The sequence below is a fragment of the Blautia sp. 210820-DFI.6.14 genome (assembly GCF_020558815.1).
Classification (GTDB): domain Bacteria; phylum Bacillota; class Clostridia; order Lachnospirales; family Lachnospiraceae; genus Blautia_A; species Blautia_A obeum.
This window is the reverse complement of the sequence record NZ_JAJCKS010000002.1, coordinates 86,966-106,112: the sequence shown is the minus strand read 5'-3', so window position 1 is coordinate 106,112 and position 19,147 is coordinate 86,966. Positions and strand designations below refer to the sequence as shown.

The 19,147-nt window shown below is 42.3% G+C and carries 16 protein-coding genes and 1 tRNA gene; 1 reads left to right on the top strand and 16 read right to left on the bottom strand.

The window, feature by feature from the left end; genetic code table 11:
- Nucleotides 1-16 precede the first annotated feature (16 nt).
- From LI112_RS03055 to LI112_RS03015, 9 genes are all read right to left on the bottom strand, one after another.
- Nucleotides 17-814 carry an MBL fold metallo-hydrolase gene (locus tag LI112_RS03055; protein WP_005425456.1) on the bottom strand — a complete coding sequence of 266 codons (798 nt, stop codon included), beginning with the start codon at nucleotides 812-814 and terminating at the stop codon, nucleotides 17-19.
- Complete coding sequence (gene coaE, locus LI112_RS03050; protein ID WP_022389412.1) at nucleotides 811-1,401, bottom strand: dephospho-CoA kinase; 591 nt, start codon at nucleotides 1,399-1,401, stop codon at nucleotides 811-813. Before coaE ends, LI112_RS03055 begins: the two co-directional genes overlap by 4 nt.
- 13 nt (nucleotides 1,402-1,414) lie before the next feature.
- Nucleotides 1,415-4,054: a DNA polymerase I gene (gene polA / locus LI112_RS03045; RefSeq protein ID WP_227190221.1), complete on the bottom strand. Its 2,640-nt coding sequence runs from the start codon at nucleotides 4,052-4,054 to the stop codon at nucleotides 1,415-1,417.
- A gap of 22 nt (nucleotides 4,055-4,076) precedes the next feature.
- Nucleotides 4,077-4,433 carry an anti-sigma factor gene (locus tag LI112_RS03040; RefSeq protein ID WP_022389410.1) on the bottom strand — a complete coding sequence of 119 codons (357 nt, stop codon included), beginning with the start codon at nucleotides 4,431-4,433 and terminating at the stop codon, nucleotides 4,077-4,079.
- A 142-nt stretch (nucleotides 4,434-4,575) separates the two neighbouring features.
- Nucleotides 4,576-6,468 carry an ATP-dependent zinc metalloprotease FtsH gene (gene ftsH / locus LI112_RS03035; protein WP_227190220.1) on the bottom strand — a complete coding sequence of 631 codons (1,893 nt, stop codon included), beginning with the start codon at nucleotides 6,466-6,468 and terminating at the stop codon, nucleotides 4,576-4,578.
- A 201-nt stretch (nucleotides 6,469-6,669) separates the two neighbouring features.
- Nucleotides 6,670-6,749, bottom strand: a tRNA-Leu gene (locus LI112_RS03030).
- 82 nt (nucleotides 6,750-6,831) lie between these two features.
- The gene (locus LI112_RS03025; protein ID WP_117638580.1) at nucleotides 6,832-8,124 is read right to left on the bottom strand and encodes a diaminopimelate decarboxylase; all 1,293 of its coding nucleotides are present in this window, start codon (nucleotides 8,122-8,124) and stop codon (nucleotides 6,832-6,834) included.
- Nucleotides 8,125-8,150: 26 nt separating this feature from the next.
- A complete protein-coding gene (locus LI112_RS03020) occupies nucleotides 8,151-9,032 on the bottom strand; it encodes a rhomboid family intramembrane serine protease (RefSeq protein ID WP_227190219.1) in 882 nt (293 codons plus the stop codon).
- A 63-nt stretch (nucleotides 9,033-9,095) separates the two neighbouring features.
- Complete coding sequence (locus LI112_RS03015) at nucleotides 9,096-10,037, bottom strand: magnesium transporter CorA family protein (RefSeq protein WP_022389407.1); 942 nt, start codon at nucleotides 10,035-10,037, stop codon at nucleotides 9,096-9,098.
- Nucleotides 10,038-10,240: 203 nt separating this feature from the next.
- Between LI112_RS03015 and aroC the strand changes: the two genes are divergently transcribed.
- Complete coding sequence (gene aroC, locus LI112_RS03010; RefSeq protein ID WP_227190218.1) at nucleotides 10,241-11,335, top strand: chorismate synthase; 1,095 nt, start codon at nucleotides 10,241-10,243, stop codon at nucleotides 11,333-11,335.
- An 87-nt stretch (nucleotides 11,336-11,422) separates the two neighbouring features.
- On the opposite strand, the gene LI112_RS03005 is transcribed toward aroC, so the two are convergent.
- The 7 genes from LI112_RS03005 to hemA form a co-directional block, all read right to left on the bottom strand.
- Nucleotides 11,423-12,535, bottom strand: coding sequence for a lactonase family protein (locus LI112_RS03005; protein WP_118392906.1), 1,113 nt, complete (start codon nucleotides 12,533-12,535; stop codon nucleotides 11,423-11,425).
- 129 nt (nucleotides 12,536-12,664) lie between these two features.
- Nucleotides 12,665-13,939, bottom strand: coding sequence for a glutamate-1-semialdehyde 2,1-aminomutase (hemL, locus tag LI112_RS03000; RefSeq protein ID WP_227190217.1), 1,275 nt, complete (start codon nucleotides 13,937-13,939; stop codon nucleotides 12,665-12,667).
- The gene (gene hemB, locus LI112_RS02995) at nucleotides 13,939-14,922 is read right to left on the bottom strand and encodes a porphobilinogen synthase (protein ID WP_055055201.1); all 984 of its coding nucleotides are present in this window, start codon (nucleotides 14,920-14,922) and stop codon (nucleotides 13,939-13,941) included. Before hemB ends, hemL begins: the two co-directional genes overlap by 1 nt.
- 30 nt (nucleotides 14,923-14,952) lie before the next feature.
- On the bottom strand, nucleotides 14,953-16,455 hold the full coding sequence (gene cobA / locus LI112_RS02990) for a uroporphyrinogen-III C-methyltransferase (RefSeq protein ID WP_227190216.1): 1,503 nt from the start codon (nucleotides 16,453-16,455) through the stop codon (nucleotides 14,953-14,955).
- Nucleotides 16,452-17,390: a hydroxymethylbilane synthase gene (hemC, locus tag LI112_RS02985; RefSeq protein ID WP_005425429.1), complete on the bottom strand. Its 939-nt coding sequence runs from the start codon at nucleotides 17,388-17,390 to the stop codon at nucleotides 16,452-16,454. Before hemC ends, cobA begins: the two co-directional genes overlap by 4 nt.
- Nucleotides 17,365-17,850, bottom strand: a complete 486-nt coding sequence (locus LI112_RS02980; RefSeq protein WP_005425427.1) for a bifunctional precorrin-2 dehydrogenase/sirohydrochlorin ferrochelatase — start codon at nucleotides 17,848-17,850, stop codon at nucleotides 17,365-17,367. Before LI112_RS02980 ends, hemC begins: the two co-directional genes overlap by 26 nt.
- On the bottom strand, nucleotides 17,840-19,069 hold the full coding sequence (gene hemA / locus LI112_RS02975) for a glutamyl-tRNA reductase (RefSeq protein ID WP_129796101.1): 1,230 nt from the start codon (nucleotides 19,067-19,069) through the stop codon (nucleotides 17,840-17,842). The genes LI112_RS02980 and hemA overlap by 11 nt, the downstream gene beginning before the upstream one ends.
- Between the last annotated feature and the right edge of the window lie 78 nt (nucleotides 19,070-19,147).

The window sequence follows — 19,147 nt, the reverse complement described above, 5'->3', positions numbered from 1 at the left end:
ACTTTTTTCCTTTCTGTTATACGGTAACTACATCCGAAACAAAGTCCCGTTTCGCCACCTGAATTCTGAAATCTTTTGATTTGTAAGGGTTGTCTCCCAGTGTTACCTCTGAACAAACAGTTTCATAAGCCAGTTCTTCATAGTTGTTTTCTCTGCTTAGATGTCCCAGAAAAATTGCTTTCAGATTATCATGCAGCAGCCTGCACAACAATCTGCCTGCATTTTCATTGGACAAATGCCCTCTGTCTCCCAGAATACGCTGTTTCAGATAATATGGATATTTACCCACCTGCAACATACGAATATCATGATTTGCTTCCAGAAGAAGCGCATCCAGTCCCTGCAGATTCTCAATAATATAATCATTATATTTTCCAAGATCCGTCGCAATTCCCACAGAATGTCCCTCATGTTCCAGCCGATAACCAACTGGCTGAGCCGCATCATGTGGAATCGTAAATGGGTTTACCTTCAGATCATTGATCATAAATGGTTCGTCTTCCTGAATTTCATGAAAAATCCCCTCTGGAATCTTTCCAAGTGCATTGGTACGCACCATGGCATCCACGGTTCCGGCGGTAGCATAGATTGGAATGCCGTATTTTCTTGAGATCACGCCAAGCCCTTTAATATGATCCGAATGTTCATGTGTGATCAAAATGCCATCAAGGTCACGTCCGGTAAGCTCCAGACTATTCAAGCCAGTTTCCATTTTCTTACCGCTGATCCCGATATCTACCAGTACATGTGTATTGTCAGATCCTACATAGATACAGTTTCCGCTGCTGCCACTGGCAATACTGCAAAATCTCATAATAATTTAATCCCCTCTTCTATCTGTTTCCAGGTTGTCTTCAAATCTCCATTATTTATAATAACATAATCCGAATGTTTCCTGAAAAATTCTTCAGAGCCCTGTCGGGCGATGATACTCTCAGCTTTTTCTCTTGTATAGCCACGGCTGTCCATCAAACGCTGAATACGGATTTCTGCATCCGTATGAATATACCAGACATTGTTACAAAATTCCTCATAATGTTCTTCCAGAAGAAGTGCTGCCTCTATCACAAGCAATCTGCAACCTGCCTGTCTCTGTTTTCGGATTTCCTCTAAAATATATGTTTTGACAGCAGGATGAATAATAGCATCAAGACTTTGACGCATTAACTCATTACCAAATACTACATCAGAAACCTGCTTTCGGTCAATAGTTTTATCGTTTTTTATTATTTGTCTGCCAAATAATGCAATTACATGCTCATAGCAGAGTCCACCTGGTTCCATAACCAGATGTCCAATCTTATCTGCCTGAATCACATACGCATCATATTTCTGACTTAAGTAATCCAGAATCGTACTTTTGCCGGCGCCCACACCGCCGGTAATTCCTATGATTTTCATTTGTTACGCCTCATTATTTTGCTTCATACCAGCTGTTTCCTTCATGCATATCGACATCCAGTTCTACAGAAAGATGTACAGCTCCCTTCATTTCCTCTTCAAGGATGCGGGATACTGTTTCCACTTCCTCCTTCTTTGTTTCGATCAGAAGCTCATCATGCACCTGAAGAACCAGTCTGGACTGCAGTCCTTCTTCTTTCAGGCGCTGATATACCCGATTCATCGCGATTTTGATAATATCAGCGGCTGTGCCCTGAATCGGCGAATTCATCGCCACACGCTCTCCAAAAGATCTCTGCATAAAGTTACCGGATTTCAGTTCCGGAATCGGTCTGCGGCGTCCAAGCATTGTAGAAACATACCCCTTTTCTTTTCCATCCGCTACAAGTCCATCAAGAAATACTTTGATCTTTGGATAAGTTTCAAAATATTTTTCGATATATTCAGCAGCTTCTTTTCGTGTGATACTCAGATCCTGACTCAGGCCAAAAGAGCTGATGCCATACACGATTCCGAAGTTAACTGCTTTGGCATTTCTTCGCTGCAGATCTGTAACCTCATCAAACGGTACATGAAATACTTGTGATGCAGTCAGTCTGTGGATATCTTCCGCCTCTCTGTATGCCTGAATCAGTTTCTCATCGCCTGACATATGTGCCAACACACGAAGTTCGATCTGTGAATAATCTGCATCCAGAAATACATACCCATCTTCCGGCACAAAAACTTTGCGGATCAGACGTCCAAGCTCCATACGCACTGGAATATTCTGCAGGTTCGGTTCTGTGCTGCTGATACGCCCGGTCGCTGTAATCGTCTGATTAAAAGTAGAATGAATTCTGCCATCCGCTTCAATCACTGCACTTAGACCATCTGCATAAGTAGATTTCAGCTTGGTAAGCTGTCTGTATTCCAGAATATCATTAACGATTGGCTGCTCTGGCGCAAGTTTTTCCAAAATATCAGCAGCTGTAGAATAGCCCGTCTTTGTTTTTCTTCCACCAGGGATACCCATTTTTTCAAAAAGAATCACGCCAAGTTGTTTAGGAGAATTGATATTAAACTCTCCTCCAGCCTGTTCATAGATCAGCTTTTCAAGTTCTGCGATACGAACTTGGAGTTTCTCTCCATAAGATTTAAGTTCCTCGCCTTTGACACGAATCCCCCATTTTTCCATAGAATCCAGTGTAAAGATTAATGGAAGTTCAATTTCTCTGTAAACATTCCACATTTCTGTTTCTTTTAAGGCATTTTCAATCGGTTCTCTGGTTGCATATGCCGTATAAGCCAAATGACACGCATAAGACATCAATCCATCAGAGGATTTTTCCCAGGCTGCCTTTAGAGAATCTTTGCCGAGCAGATCCGTTCGCGTCGGAAGTAAGGCTCCATCAAGATATTCTCTTGCAATATCGTCAAATGTATAAGAAGATTTTAATGGATTCAGAAGATATACTGCCACACCTGTATCAAATACATGGCCTGCATCCTCGAGTCCAACGTGTTTCAACATAGATTTTACATCTATGGAACAGAGAATTGTACTGTCAGCGATTTCCTTCAATGCTGCACAAATATAATCACCGGTAAGCAATCCCTCAACCGGAACATAATAAATTTCTCCTTTGGTAAGAGCTATTCCAAGGCCATATACGCCTTCTTTATCAGAAAGCAATGCCACACCGATATAATTTTTCTCAGCAGCTTTCTTAAACAGTGCTTCTGCGCCTCCAAGATCACTGCAGGTAAAAAAATTCTGCTCAATCGTGTTCTCCGGTACAGCTGAAGTATCAAATCTTCCAAGAAGATTTTTAAATTCCAGCTGTTTACAGAGCTGATACGCTTCCGGAGTATAAAGATTCCCAAGTCTCGCCTCTTCATATACATATTCCAGCGGACTTTCTGTATTGATCGTAGCAAGTGCCTTGCTAAGTTCTGCAAGATCATAATGCTCTCTCAACGATTCCCGGGCTTTATTTGGTTTTATTTCTTCCAGATGTACATAGGCATTTTCAATTGTTCCAAACTCAACGATCATTTTGGTTGCCGTCTTTTCACCAACGCCTGGAATTCCCGGAATATTATCTGCCGAATCTCCCATCAAAGCCTTTAATTCTATAATCTGTGGCGGTGTTACCTGATATTTTTCAAGGACTTCTGCTGCATGAAAATTTTCGATAGTTGTCTTTCCTCTTGAGGTTTTTGGCAGACGAATCATAACTTTTTCTGTTGCCAGCTGAAGAAGATCTCTATCACCTGACAGGATTGTAACATCCATTCCTTCTTTTTCACTTCTGACAGCCAGAGTTCCCAAAAGGTCATCTGCCTCATATCCTGCTTTTGAAACAATTTTTATTCCCATTGCCGTAAGCATTTCCTTCATCAACGGAACCTGCTCTCTAAGTTCCTCCGGCATTGGTTTACGTGTTCCCTTATATGCTTCGTACATCTTATGGCGGAAGGTAGGCTCATGAAGATCAAAAGCAACTGTCAGATACTGCGGTTTCTCCTCCTCCAGGATACGAAAAAGGATATTTAAAAAGCCATAAACCGCACCTGTATGTTTTCCCTCTGCATTGGTCAGATCCGGAAGTCCATAAAAAGCGCGGTTCAGAATACTGTGTCCGTCTATCAATAATATCTTTTCACTCAAAATAATATCCTCCTGTATCATGTTATAAAAAATGCGTTACTTCCATTACAAGAAATACAACAAATGATGCAGCCGCGATCACTACTGCCATAAAAAAAATCACAGACAAAAAATGCAGCCATCTTTTCTGGCGGATATATCTGCGTGATCGACGGATGTCCTGTTCCAGAAGTTCCCGAAAATCAAGGACCGTACCATCTTCCTTCTCATCCAGCTGCTGAATTGCCTCATGAACGATAAAATATGTCTCCAACTCATCATAACAGGAAGAACAATGCTCTATATGATCCAGAAATTCTTCCAGTTCGTCTGTGGACAATGTATGCTTGATATATCTGGCAACCAGTGTTTCTGCCTGTCTGCAGTCAATACCTGACAACGTTCTTCCTCCTTTTTTCAATATCATATTACTGAAAAGATTATAATTTCACTGTTTTGTAGTATAACACAAAAAGAGACGTTTCACAATGAGAAACGTCTCTTTCGTACAGCTGCTGTTCATAGTAATTCACATGGCAATATTATATCTTATCGGTTTCCTCTTCGGAAGTTTTCAAAGTATCTTCTACCACTAGTGTAGGAGTTTCGAGAATCTTCATAAATTCTTCTCCGGTAATCGTCTCATGCTCATACAGATACTGCGCAAGTTCATGGAGTTTGCCGATATTATCCTGAAGAATCTTCAGCGCTTTTTCATGCTGTTTGCGAACAAGTTCCACAACTTTTTTATCCAGCATTGTCTGTGTTTCAAAAGAGCATGTCAGGCTGGAATCACCACCCAGATATTGATTGCTGACACTTTCCATCGCAACCATATCAAAATCATCACTCATGCCATAACGCGAGATCATGGCTCTGGCAATCTTTGTTGCCTGCTCAATGTCATTGGAAGCACCTGTTGTGATCGAATGAAAAATCAGTTCCTCTGCAGCACGACCGCCCGTAAATGTTGCTATCTTATTTTCCAGTTCTTCTTTACTCATCAGATAATGTTCTCCATCATCTACCTGCATCGTATATCCAAGAGCACCGGAAGTACGTGGTATAATCGTAATTTTGTGTACCGGTGCAGATTCTGTCTGTTTAGCTGCTACCAAAGCGTGTCCGATTTCATGATAAGATACGATCAGTTTTTCTTTATTAGAAAGAACACGGTTTTTCTTTTGATATCCGGCAATTACAACTTCAATACTTTCTTCAAAATCTGCCTGTGTGGCAAATTTACGTCCATCACGTACTGCACGAAGCGCCGCTTCATTGACAATATTGGCAAGTTCAGCTCCGGAAGCGCCGGCAGCAGCCTTCGCTATATCATCAAAACGAACGGTATCTGCAATCTTGATTTTCTTTGCATGTACCTTCAAAATCTCCTCACGGCCCTGAAGATCCGGAAGTTCTACCGGAATTCGTCTGTCAAAACGTCCCGGACGAAGAAGTGCAGGGTCAAGAGAATCCGGACGGTTTGTTGCCGCAAGAATTACCACGCCTTTGGATCCATCAAAGCCATCCATTTCTGTAAGGAGCTGATTCAAAGTCTGTTCACGTTCATCATTGCCACCTGTAAATCCAGCTCCATCACGTTTCTTACCAATTGTATCAATCTCATCAATAAATACAATACATGGTGCTTTTTCATTTGCCTGTTTAAAAAGATCACGTACTTTGGCCGCGCCCATACCAACAAACATTTCTACAAACTCAGATCCCGAAATAGAGAAAAACGGAACTTCAGCTTCACCTGCAACTGCCTTGGCAAGAAGAGTCTTACCTGTTCCAGGAGGACCCACAAGCAGTGCACCCTTTGGCATAGACGCCCCAATTTCTGTATACTTCTGCGGATTATGCAAATAATCAACGATCTCCGTCAGAAGATCTTTTGCCTCATCTTCACCTGCAACATCAGAAAATTTAATTCCTGTAGAAGATTTCACGTATACCTTGGCATTACTTTTGCCAAAAGACATTGCACCACCAGGGCCGCCACCCATAGATGACATTATCTTCTTACTCAGCCAGCGACCAATAAAAATAAAGATCACGATTGGTACTACATAGCTGAGAAGCAGTGTCATCAGTATAGAAGGACTTTCCGGAAGAACTTCATCCATTGTTACCCCTGCATCCAACAGGCGATTAACCAGATCAGAGTCATCCATCTTGACAGTTTTACACAGAACCATATTCCCGGAATTACTGTCTTTCATCTCATAATATATATAATTTTCTTCTACTGTAGCCTTTGTTACATTCCCATCTTCAACATTTTCAATAAACGTAGAATAGTCCGTCTTCTGCACGCTTCGTTCCTGTACGGCCGGAACAACCAGCATATTCAGAAGAACGATGATAACACCTGCAATGATATAATATACATACATAGGTATTTTCTCTGGTTTTTTGTTCCCAAACTTCATTTATCTTTTGTCCTCCAAATCTTCGAAAGTCCCGGTATTTAGTATCTCCGGATTCTTTCAAAATCATTTATGTCATGTACCATATCATTTTTCTTTCCAAGATTCAATGTCCATTCTATGAAATTTTATAAACTTTTCATAAAAAAGCTACAATGTTGATAATCAAAAAAGCTCTCTGATTATCAGAGAGCCTGAGTTAAGTGCCGCTGGCCGGACTCGAACCGGCACGGTTTCCCGCTTGATTTTGAGTCAAGTGCGTCTGCCAATTCCGCCACAGCGGCAAATGAACCGAAAATTATAATATCATAATTCTCAGTCCATTGCAAGCATTTTAGATAGAAATACAAATATTTTTATTTGTTTTTATTTATAAAGTCTGTCTTCATCTTCAAGTATTTTTTCATAAATCGGGAAACAGTCAAATGTCGCAAAATAATCTCTTGGAGTTTCCGCACGACGGATCATATCAAAAGTTCCATCCTCATGAAGAAGAATTTCTGCAGATTTCAGTTTGCCATTGTAGTTATATCCCATGGCAAATCCATGTGCACCTGTATCATGGATAACAAGAAGATCTCCCATATCAATCTTTGGAAGATAACGGTCAATTGCAAATTTATCATTATTCTCACAAAGAGAACCTGTAATATCATAAAGATGATCACATGGCTGATCTTCCTTGCCCATAACTGTAATATGATGATAAGCTCCATACATTGCCGGACGCATAAGGTTTACCGCACATGCATCTACACCGATGTATTCTTTGTGTGTATGTTTCTCATGAATTGCTTTTGTAACAAGGCATCCATAAGGTCCCATCATGAAACGCCCAAGTTCCGTATAGATAGCAACATCTCCCATTCCTGCCGGAACAAGAACCTCTTCGTATACTTTACGAACGCCCTCTCCAATCACACGAATGTCATTCGGTGTCTGGTCCGGTCTGTATGGAATACCGATTCCACCGGAAAGATTAATAAATCCGATATGTGCTCCTGTTTCTTTCTGAAGCTTTACTGCAAGTTCAAACATGACTTTGGCGAGCATCGGATAATATTCATTCGTTACTGTATTGCTGGCAAGAAATGCATGAATACCGAAATTCTCTGCTCCTTTTGCTTTCAGAGTGCGAAATGCTTCAAAAATCTGCTCCGTTGTCATTCCATATTTAGCATCTCCCGGGTTATCCATAATATCATTGCTGATTTTAAAGACTCCGCCTGGATTATAACGGCAACTGATCGTCTTCGGAATATATCCGACCGCTTTTTCAACTGCTTTAATATGGGTAATATCATCCAGATTGATAATGCCACCGATTTCATTTGCATAACGGAATTCTGCTTCTGGTGTATCATTAGAAGAAAACATGATATCACCTTTTTTGCAGCCGATTGCTTTGGACAGCATCAGTTCTGTCATAGAAGAACAGTCACATCCACAGCCATATTCCTGAAGGATCTGAATCAAATACGGATTCGGAGTTGCTTTTACTGCAAAAAATTCTTTAAATCCTTTATTCCATGCAAAAGCTTCTTTCAATGCTTTTGCATTTTCGCGAATTCCTTTTTCATCATAAAGATGAAAAGGTGTCGGATATTTTTCAGTGATTTCCTGAAGCTTTTCCAAAGTTACAAACGGCTTTTTTTTCATATTTTTATCTCCTCGTTATATTGGCATTATTTCACATGCTGGTGTGTAAACAGATGATCCTGGCAGTACTCATAATTACCATTGCATTTGGAACAGAAACGAAATTCCAGATTCGGATCATCCTTCTCTGTACGACCACAAATTGCACATTTATGTTTGGTAATGCCACCTGTTGCCAGATTTACTCTGCTCTGTGCCATTGCCTTCTTAAACTCTCTGCGTCGGTGTACCTCTTTAGGATTATACCGATACATGTTTCTGTTACTGAAAAAGAACAGAACAAAATTCAAGAGAGATGCAAGGATCGGAACAGCCATAACCCACAGACCAACTCTTACATATGAAATCATATTATAAACAATGATCGCGCCATATACCCATGCCATCCATTTCATTTTGATCGGAATCACAAACCACAGAAGGATCTGCATATCCGGATAGCATGCCGCATAAGCAAGAAATACAGAAAGACTGACATAATAGGTCGTAAAAACACTTCCACCGATCATATAAGTCATTCCATCGATCACAACAAAACCACCTGTCACAAAATAAGTGATAAACGCTGCGATCAAAACAAAGAGAAGCCCGGAAAATATATACAATGTATACCGGAAGCTTCCCCAGGTACGCTCAAGAGAGGTACCGATCGGATAATAAAAGAACAGAATAGAAATCGCAAACAATAGGAAATTACCGGTGCTTGGTGGATAGATCACCCAGGTGACCAGACGCCAGATCTGTCCCTGCAGAATCTTGGAAACATCCAGACTCATCATACTGAGCAGCGATGGATTCATATAAGTGAGCAAATACCCTATCACATAACAGATAATAATATACACTGTCAGATTCGGTATTCCACCATGTCTTCCAAATTTGCGTTCCAGTTTATCGATCCAATTCATAAAATCACTTCTTCTCCTTTTTCAGTTAATAAGTACTGTTCGGAAAGATGAATACCTGCCTTATCAAAAATATTTCTTTTTTGACAGGAAAAGTGCTGCAATGATACTGGCCGCAATAGAGACCAGAATTACGATCAGAAATCCCCAAATCGTACTGGAGAAAGGCATTCCGGACGGTGCCAGGTTCATTCCATATGCACTAAAGATAATCGTCGGAATACTCATAACGATCGTGATCACAGACAAAATTTTCATAACATCATTCAGGTTATTGGATATAACAGATGCAAACGCATCCATCATACTCTGCAGGATACCGCTGTATATATTCGCCATCTCAATCGCCTGTGTATTCTCAATGATAACATCTTCAAGAAGTTCTGTATCTTCAGGATATTTCTTAATGCTCTCCAGCTTGATCAGCTTCTCGAGCACCGCTTCATTTGATCTCAGTGAAGTAGTAAAATACACCAGAGATTTTTCCAGTTCCAAAAGCTCGATCAGTTCCTGATTTCGCGGAGAAAAATGAAGTTTTTCCTCAACCTGTTCACTTTTCTTGTCAATAATACGCAGATAACGCAGATACATGCTGGAATTACGATACAGTATCTGAAGAATAAAACGTGTCTTCATATAAGTAAAGAAATTACGCACACGTCCCTCCATAAATCTGGTAAGAACCTGTGTATCTTCCAGACATACCGTAAAAATCATCTTATCTGTGACTATAATACCCAGCGGAATCGTACCATACCAGTCCTTGTCATTTCGTTCCTCGATCATAGGAACATCAACCAGGATCAGAGTGTAATTATCCTCCACCTCAATACGTGACCGTTCCTCCTCATCCAGAGGAGCTCTCAGATCATCGACCTCTATCTGAAACTGCTCGGATATCTCAAAGATTTCTGTTGCCGTAGGATTTGTAAGGGCAACCCAGCAGCCATCCTGAGGTTCCTGAATTTCATGAATTGCTCCGTCTGATGTACGAAACATCCTAACCACGATTACACTCCCCTTCCACTCTCATTTTAGGTCATATGGATATATTATAAAATGTGACAGGATTTTTGTCAATTCCAACGGAATTGTATTCACAAAAAATTTACTCAATTTATGTTTTAAAGTGGTATAGTGTAAATTGTAGACTTTCTTTATTTAATATGTTAAGATGGACTACAGTAATAAGGGAGGACTCAATAAGACTTATGAATAAATCCAGCTTTGGTACACATTTCACTGTAACTACCTGGGGGGAATCTCATGGAAAAGCGCTTGGTGCTGTTGTGGACGGCTGCCCGGCAGGACTTTCTCTCTGTGAAGAAGACATCCAAAAATTTCTCGACAGACGCAAACCCGGTCAGAGCCGCTACACAACTGCACGTAAAGAGGGCGATCTTGTCGAAATCCTTTCCGGCATTTTTGAGGGAAAAACTACCGGTACCCCAATTTCATTAATAGTCCGCAACACTGACCAGCGTTCCAGAGATTACGGCAATATCGCGCTTTCCTATCGTCCCGGACACGCAGATTATACTTTTGATGCCAAATACGGTTTTCGTGATTATCGAGGCGGCGGCCGCTCTTCCGGTCGGGAAACTATCGGGCGTGTGGCATCAGGTGCAATTGCCTCCAAAATTCTGGAAACTTTAGGGATTTCTTTCTGTACTTATACAAAATCCATCGGACCTGTTTCCATCAAAAAATTTGATTCAGAAGAAATCAACAATAATGCATTTTATATGCCAGATGCGGATGCCGCTGCCAGGGCAGGTACATATCTGGAGAAATGTATGAAAAGCCAGGACAGTGCCGGTGGTGTTGTAGAGTGTCGTATCACAGGTGTCCCAGCAGGTCTTGGAAGCCCTGTCTTCGAAAAACTTGATGCAGTACTTGCCCAGGCAGTTATGTCTGTCGGTGCTGTTAAAGCTGTCGAAATCGGTGACGGTACAGAAGTTGCACATATGAACGGTTCCGATGATAATGATGGATTTCATTTTGAAAACGGGCAAATCAGCAAAACAAGCAATCACGCCGGTGGCATCATGGGTGGTATCAGTGATGGAAGCGAGATCATTCTCCGTGTTTATATCAAACCAACCCCTTCCATTAGCCAGCCACAGGAAACAACTACATGCAACGGCAAAAATATTTCTCTTGAAATTCATGGACGTCACGATCCAGTCATCGTACCAAGGGCAGTTGTCGTTATTGAATCTATGTGTGCGCTTGCAATTACAGATGCACTTTTTGCCAATATGACTTCCCGTCTGGACTATATTCAGAAATTTTACACAAAATAAATCAGACAGAGTCGCTTCTATAACGCAAAAAAGATCCTGCAGTCATAACTGCGGGATCTTTACATTTACAAATATATATGAGAAAAATCACTCCTGCTCAGCTTCTGCATCAGCTAAAGGTTCAACAGCATCAAAGTCCTGTGGTACCGGCCACATATGAATACTGTTTGGAGTTTCAATTTTATGTGGTTTATCATTCATCACAATAATATTCTTCTCATAATCCACTTTGAATGTTGTGATTGTATTACTTGCATGGTTCGCAACAGCAATATGCTGATTGTCAGGGAAGATTACTATATCCTTCGGATAATCACCGCTGATCGGCAGAGTGAACTTTTTCTCCAGAAGTCCGGTTTCTGCATCAATCTCATACATGGAGACTGTGTTTTCACCAGCTGTTGTGCAGAAAAGATGTTTGCCATCAGGAGCAAGTGCCAGACCGGAAGCCGCATTGTGAATCGCATCCTTGTCATGTTGCTTACTCAATGTAGAAACACTCTGCAGAAGTTCAAATTCCGGATTGTTTCCACTTCCATCATAACTGTAAACTTTAATCTCATTACTTAATTCGAACAGAATATATGCATACTTTCCATCAGCACTGAAACGAATGATTCTTGGTCCGCTCTCTCTCGGGCAGCGAAGAATATCTACTAATTCCAGTTTATGGCGTCTTTTGTTGATCCGATAGATCTTAACCTGATCAATTCCATTGTCAACTGCACAAAGATATTTATTATCCGGTGTCGGACGTACACAGTTTACATGTGGACGGAAGTTACGCTCTGCGACACTTCCAAGTCCTTTATGAAATACACCATCCATAATACGGCCAAGACTTCCATCTTTATGTGTATGTACAACCGTTACTTTGCCATCGTGATATCCCGCAACATAAAGATAACGACCGTCCACATCTGTAGCAAGGAAACAGCCTCTCATGCCGTCAATTCCTACACTGTTAATTCGAACAAGGTCTCCGTTCTCGTCACGTTTGAATACCGCAACACCCTCGTCCTCAATAGAATACAGATACTTACCGTTTTTGGAAACTGCTGTGTGAGATGCATTGCTGACGTTAACTTCGCTTCGTTCGATCAGTTTACCATTCTCCACATCTACATCATAAACCTGAATGCCCTTACTGGTACCATAAGTGTATGTACCCACATAGGCCACATATTTCTTGTTCCCCATTATACTGCCTCCTAAAATTCGATGAATATGTGCGAAAGCTCTATCCGCATTTGGTGTCCTAATTATAGCACAATTCATTTGCAAGAACAAGTTGACATTCTCTGTTGAATGTGTATTTTCTTACGTACTTTACATAAAGTAATTTCGGATCTTGGCAAGTGTATCTTCAAGTACTTCATCGGAATGCGCTGTTGAAAGGAACATTGCTTCAAATTGAGAAGGTGCCAGATGGATTCCCTGTTTCAGCATGGCTAGGAAATAATCTGCAAATGCTTTTGTATCAGAAGACTTGGCTGAAGTATAATCCACCACTTCTTCTTTTGCAAAAAACAGGCTTCCCAGAGAAGAAACATGATTTACATGATATTCACTTCCTGCCTCTTTCAGGATCTCTTCAATTCCTCCATACAGTTTCTGGCCTTTTTCTTCCAGATCCTTATATACTTCCTGATGTTCATACAGATATTTCAGCTGTGTAAGTCCTGCTGCCATTGCAATCGGATTTCCACTTAAAGTACCAGCCTGATATACCGGACCTGCAGGAGAAACCATTTCCATGATTTCTCTTCTTCCGCCATATGCTCCCACCGGCATACCCGCACCTATGATCTTGCCGTAAGTCACCATATCCGGTGTTACGCCAAAATATTCAGCGGCACCACCAAATGCCAGACGAAATCCTGTAATAACCTCATCAAAGATCAACAGTGTTCCATGCTGATCGCACAAAGTACGAAGGCCTTCCAGAAAACCTTTTTTCGGAGCAACCACACCCATGTTGGCAGCTACCGGTTCAACAATCACCGCTGCAACCTGTCCTTTTGCCTGCTCCAAAAGAGCTTTTACACTGTCAAGATCATTATAGACCGCGGTCATCGTATCCTGGGTACATCCCTTTGGTACACCGGCGCTGTCTGGAACCCCACTCGTCATCACACCAGAACCGGCACTTACCAGCAGCGCATCACTGTGTCCATGGTAACATCCGGCAAATTTAATGATTTTGTCCCTTCCTGTATAGCCTCTGGCTGCACGGATCGCACTCATAACTGCTTCTGTACCGGAATTTACCATACGTACCATTTCCACATGTGGAAGATGCTCACAGATAAATTCTGCCATTTCCACTTCAATCTCTGTAGCACATCCAAAGCTCAAGCCTTCCGCACATGCTTTTACCACTGCCTCCCGGATTTCTGGAAAATTATGTCCAAGGATCATTGGTCCCCAGGAGTCAATATAATCAACATAACAGTTATCATCTACATCATAAATATGGCATCCATCCGCACGTTTGATAAATCTCGGTGCCATTCCAATTGCACCATAAGCTCTTACCGGACTGTTAACCCCTCCCGGAATTCTTTTGACCGCCCGTTCAAATAATTCTTCTGATCTTCCCATTATCCAATTCTCCCTTCATCAATAAAACGCGCAAGTTCTTTTGCATAATAGGTAAGATATATATTCACACCTGCTCTGTATGCACTTGCTGCCATTTCGCAGACGATTTTTTCTTCATCGATCCAGCCCATTTTAGCGGCAGCCTTGACCATGGCATATTCACCGCTGACACTGTACGCTGCGATCGGTACATTGGTTGCTTTTGATACTTCTGAAACCATATCAAGATAAGACATTGCCGGCTTGATCATAATAATATCTGCACCTTCTTCAATATCTGTCAGTGCCTCTTTCATTCCTTCACGACGATTATGGTAATCCATCTGGTAACTTTTACGGTCTCCAAAAGATGGTGCAGAACCTGCCGCATCACGAAACGGGCCATAAAAAGCCGATGCATATTTGACCGCATAAGACATGATTGGTGTTTCTTTATGTCCTGCTTTATCCAGGCACTCACGGATTGCACGCACACGGCCATCCATCATATCGGAAGGCGCCACCATATCAGCACCTGCCTCTACATGAGAGAGTGCTGTCTTTGCAAGCAGATCTAACGTCGCATCATTTTCAACCTCATGTCCGCAGAGCACACCACAATGGCCATGAGAAGTATATTCACACATACATACATCTGTAATATAGTAAAGATCCGGGAACTGTCTTCTGGCCTCTCTCAGTGCTTTCTGAACAATTCCGTATTCGTCATATGCGCCACTGCCCACTTCATCTTTATGATCTGGAATACCGAAAAGCATGATGCTGCTGACTCCTGCTTTCTGCAGACGTTCCAGTTCATATGGAAGACGATCCACACTGTAACGGTACTGTCCCTCCATAGACGGAATTTCCTCTTCAATTCCAGTACCTTCTTTTACAAAAAGCGGATAGATCAGCGATGATTTATCAATTCTTGTTTCTCTTACCATTTTACGTAATGTTTCACTTCCACGAAGTCTTCTTGGTCTCTGAATCAGATCCATTTTAATGCACCTCTTCCTTATTTGTTTACCTTATCTGTTTTTTATTTTAACAACCAGTTCTACAAGCGAATCAATGGTTGCTTTTTCTGACATATATGTCTGCATTCCATAATTGTCTGCCGCAGCTTTTGTCTGTTTTCCAATGCATGCCGCAGTAACTTTGGAGTAATCCAAAAGCCCGGTACTCTCTACAAATCCTTTTACAGTAGATGCGCTTGTAAATACTACACAATCTATGGAATCACTTTCAATTTCCCTGTCAATATGAATCAGACTGCTTTTCTCATATACTGTATCATAGGTTGGAATATCACTGACCTGTCCGCCTTGTTCCTTAAGAATCTTTACAAGCTTCTGATTGCCTTTTCTCGCCCTCGGCAGAAGAATCTTCTCTCCTCCCTGAAGTTTCACTGCCAGTGCTTCGCCAAGTGATTCGCCATCATAAACTTCCGGAATCAGATTAACAAGAATGCCCCTGTCTTCCAGAACTTTTGCCGTGCCCTGACCGATTGCAGCAATCTGTGCTCCTGCCAGGCTGCGAATATCTTTATGTGCTTTTTTCAGCTCATCAAAAAAGATTTCCACTCCGGTCGGACTGGTAAATACGATCCACTGGTAAGAGGAAATTTCCTCAAATGCATGAACAAGTGTACTCTGATCTTCAAGCGGAACTGTTCGAATTGATGGAAGTTCCAGAACTTCCGCGCCCCTTCTGCGCAATTCCTCCGCGGTTCGTGAACTACGCCCCTTTGGACGGGTTACAAGAACTTTCCATCCTGCAAGAGGAAGTTTTTCATACCAGCCAAATTCATCTGCAAGTCTGCATACCTTTCCGACAACAATAATCGCCGGTGTTTCTATTCCCTGGCGATCTACTTCCTCCTTCAGAGTTGCTACGGTTGCCACCACCCTCTTTTGATCTGCCGTAGTTCCCTTTTGGAGAACGGCCGCCGGCATAGCCGGATCCATTCCAGCTTCAAGTAAGCCAAAACAAATATCTGACAGTGCCGCAATACCCATCAGAAATACCAGAGTTCCCTTTGTATTGACCAGAGCTTTAAAATCTATATCGTATTCCTTTCCGGCACGTCTGTGTCCGGTAATAATATGCACAGATGAGCAAAAATCCCTGTGCGTTACCGGAATTCCATTATATGCAGGAACTGCAATGGATGAAGTCACACCTGGAACGATTTCATAGGGAATACCATTTACTGTCAGAAGTTCCAGTTCTTCTCCACCCCTTCCAAAAAGAAACGGGTCTCCTCCTTTCAGGCGAACCACGCGCTGACCTTTCTGCGCTTCTTCAAGCAATACCTGATTGATCTGTTCCTGTGGCATCGTATGCTTATCAGCACGTTTTCCTACATCGATCAGACGAGCCGTGGTCGGCACTTTTGCAAGGACCCCCTGCCCCACCAGGCTGTCATATACCACGACCTCCGCCTGCTGAAGCACTTCCATACCTTTCAGTGTGAAAAGCCCGATATCACCCGGTCCGGCTCCCACAAGCCACACTTTTCCTTTTTTCATACTGGCTCTCCTCCTGTATATTTGTCGTTCTCCTGTTCTTCATGCTCACGTTTCATTTGTTCGGCCAGACACATACCCAGGCGGGCCGCTTCTGTCTTTGGTCCTCGGATACTGTCTTTAAAATATCTGCCATCTTTTTCCCTGTAATAAAGTCCTCGAAGAAACAGCTCCTCACCTTCCACAATACCAAATGCAGCAACCGGTGAGGAACAGCCTCCGTCCAGATATCTGACAAAAGCTCTTTCTGCAGTGCCTGCTATCCATGCATCCTCGTCCTTATATCCACTCAGATATTCATATTTCAGGCCTTTATGTCCCTGTACGGCAAGAATCCCCTGTCCGGCTGCCGGAAGAATCTCATCTGCTGAAAAATAACGATGAATTCTTTTTTCCAGGCCCAGACGCTTCAGGCCTGCTGCCGCAAGGATCAGCCCCGCATATTCTCCTGCATCCAGCTTACGCAGTCTTGTCTGAAGATTTCCCCTGATACTTTTCACTTTCATATCCGGATAAATTGTTTGCAGCTGCAAAGTGCGACGAAGACTGGAACAGCCCAGAGGTTTCAAAGGATCCAGGCTGGCTGCACCCTCCGGCAGCACCAGAACATCTCTCGGATCCTCTCTTCTGGAAAAAGCAAGCAGTGGCAGGTCTTCCGGAACTTCCATCGGCATGTCTTTCAGACTGTGCACAGACAGCATTGTTCTGCCTTCCAGCAATGCCTTGTCCAGTTCTTTTACAAAAAGGCCTTTTCCGCCAACTTTGTCAAGTGTCCGGTCAAGGATTTTGTCTCCAGTTGTTTTCATTGTAAGAATTTCAACATCCAGTCCCGGATGCTGTTCTTTTATGTAATCACGTACCATCTCACTCTGTAAAACAGCAAGACGGCTCTCTCTACTTCCGATAATAACTTTATTCTTCGCTGTTGTCTGTATCATCTGATGCCTCCATTGCTTCCTGAATTGCCAGGCGGACTTTTTTGGCTCTGCTGTGATCCAGGCCACTGGCGGTAATTCCGATCACAACTTCATCTTTCATATAAATACCCGGGAAATAGAAATCGCATTTACTCTTATCGTCTGCAACATTGACATAAATTCCCTCTTCTTTACAGACACGGTATATCTCATCGTTTAATTTCCAGTCGTTTGTAGCTGCGATCACCATATATGCCATATCAAAATCTGACCTTTTTACCGGACGTGTAATCAGATTGACATAACCGGTTTTGCCAAGTTCCTGCAGCTCCATAGTCGATTTCGGTGCAATTGCCGTAATATTTCTTGTAAACTGCAGCAATGTCCTTATTCTCCTGGTCGCAATATTTCCGCCACCAACTACAACAATCTTTTTATCGGACAGATCAATAAACATCGGAAAATATCGTTTATTCTTCATATACTTTCTCCAATCCTGCCACACATTCCAGAAAAGCTTCCTGATTCAGGCTGTCTCTGAGCCCAAAGATCATTTTATTGACAACTTTTCCTGCTGCGGTATCCACTGCCTCGAGAAGCTGCACTCTGTCTTCTTCCTGCATAGGTGTCTTTTTGAGTATCTTTTCAATACGGAGATTCAGATCCTGAACAGCCTCTGCCTTAATCTCCTGAATTCTCGGAATTACATCTCTTCCATCCAGCCACTGAAAAAATTCAGCCATCTGTTCTTCTACGATTGCAGCTGCCCTGACCAGACTCTCATTGGCTTCCGGTGACAGTTTTTCTGTATGGAAGCTGTCCATATCATAAAGCGTAATATTTTCTTTTCTGCCCAGAGATGGTTCAATGTCTCTCGGAACCGCAAGATCCAAAAGCAAAAGTGGCTTCCGGATTGTAATGTCCCGGAACAATTCTTCCCGCAAAGTAAAATTCGGACTGGCGGTCGCACTGACTACAATATCGCAGTTTGGCAAAAAGTTCATACGTTCTCCATAATGAATGCGGCTGCATCCTATCGGAATACTCACCATACCACTGCGGTACTGACGGACAGTTACCGTTACATTTGCCCCTGCATCCCGCAAAGTCTGCGCTGCAACTTTTCCCATTTCACCATTTCCGATCACCATGCAGATTTTTCCATGCATATCATATCCCTGCTCTTTCAGGTGACTGACCGCCTGATGGATAACCGATGGATTTCCATGTGCAAGTGGTGCTTCTGTCTTGATTTTCTTTCCGGCTGTAACAGCCATGCGAAAAAGGACTTCCAGTATACTATCTGTCGTAAAATGTTCCCTTGCAAGGTTCAGTGCATCTTTAATCTGCGTCAGGATCTGATCTTCACCCAGAATCTGAGATTTCAGTCCTCCTGCCAGATAAAAAAGATGTTCTGCAGCCTCACGGTCTGTTCTTGAAACAAAATAAGATTCATAAGAATCATCCTGTATATTTTTAAGCTGGCAAAGGCACTGGTAAAGAGAAAGTTCCTGGTCGTCTTCGTGGCTTGCCCAAATTTCAAGACGATTGCAGGTTGAAAGTATGATACAGCCATGGATTCCTGCTGTCTCTTTGAGTTTTTCCATTGCTTCACCGGCATTTTTCTTTGTAAACGCAAACAAAGCCCGGATATCTACGGGCGCTCTGTCATGATCGATGCCTATCATGGATATTGTCATGATATGTAATTCTCCTTTGTTGATGTATGATACCCTTTCCTGAACGAAATCCACCCCTGTCTGAGGTGGATTTTCAGG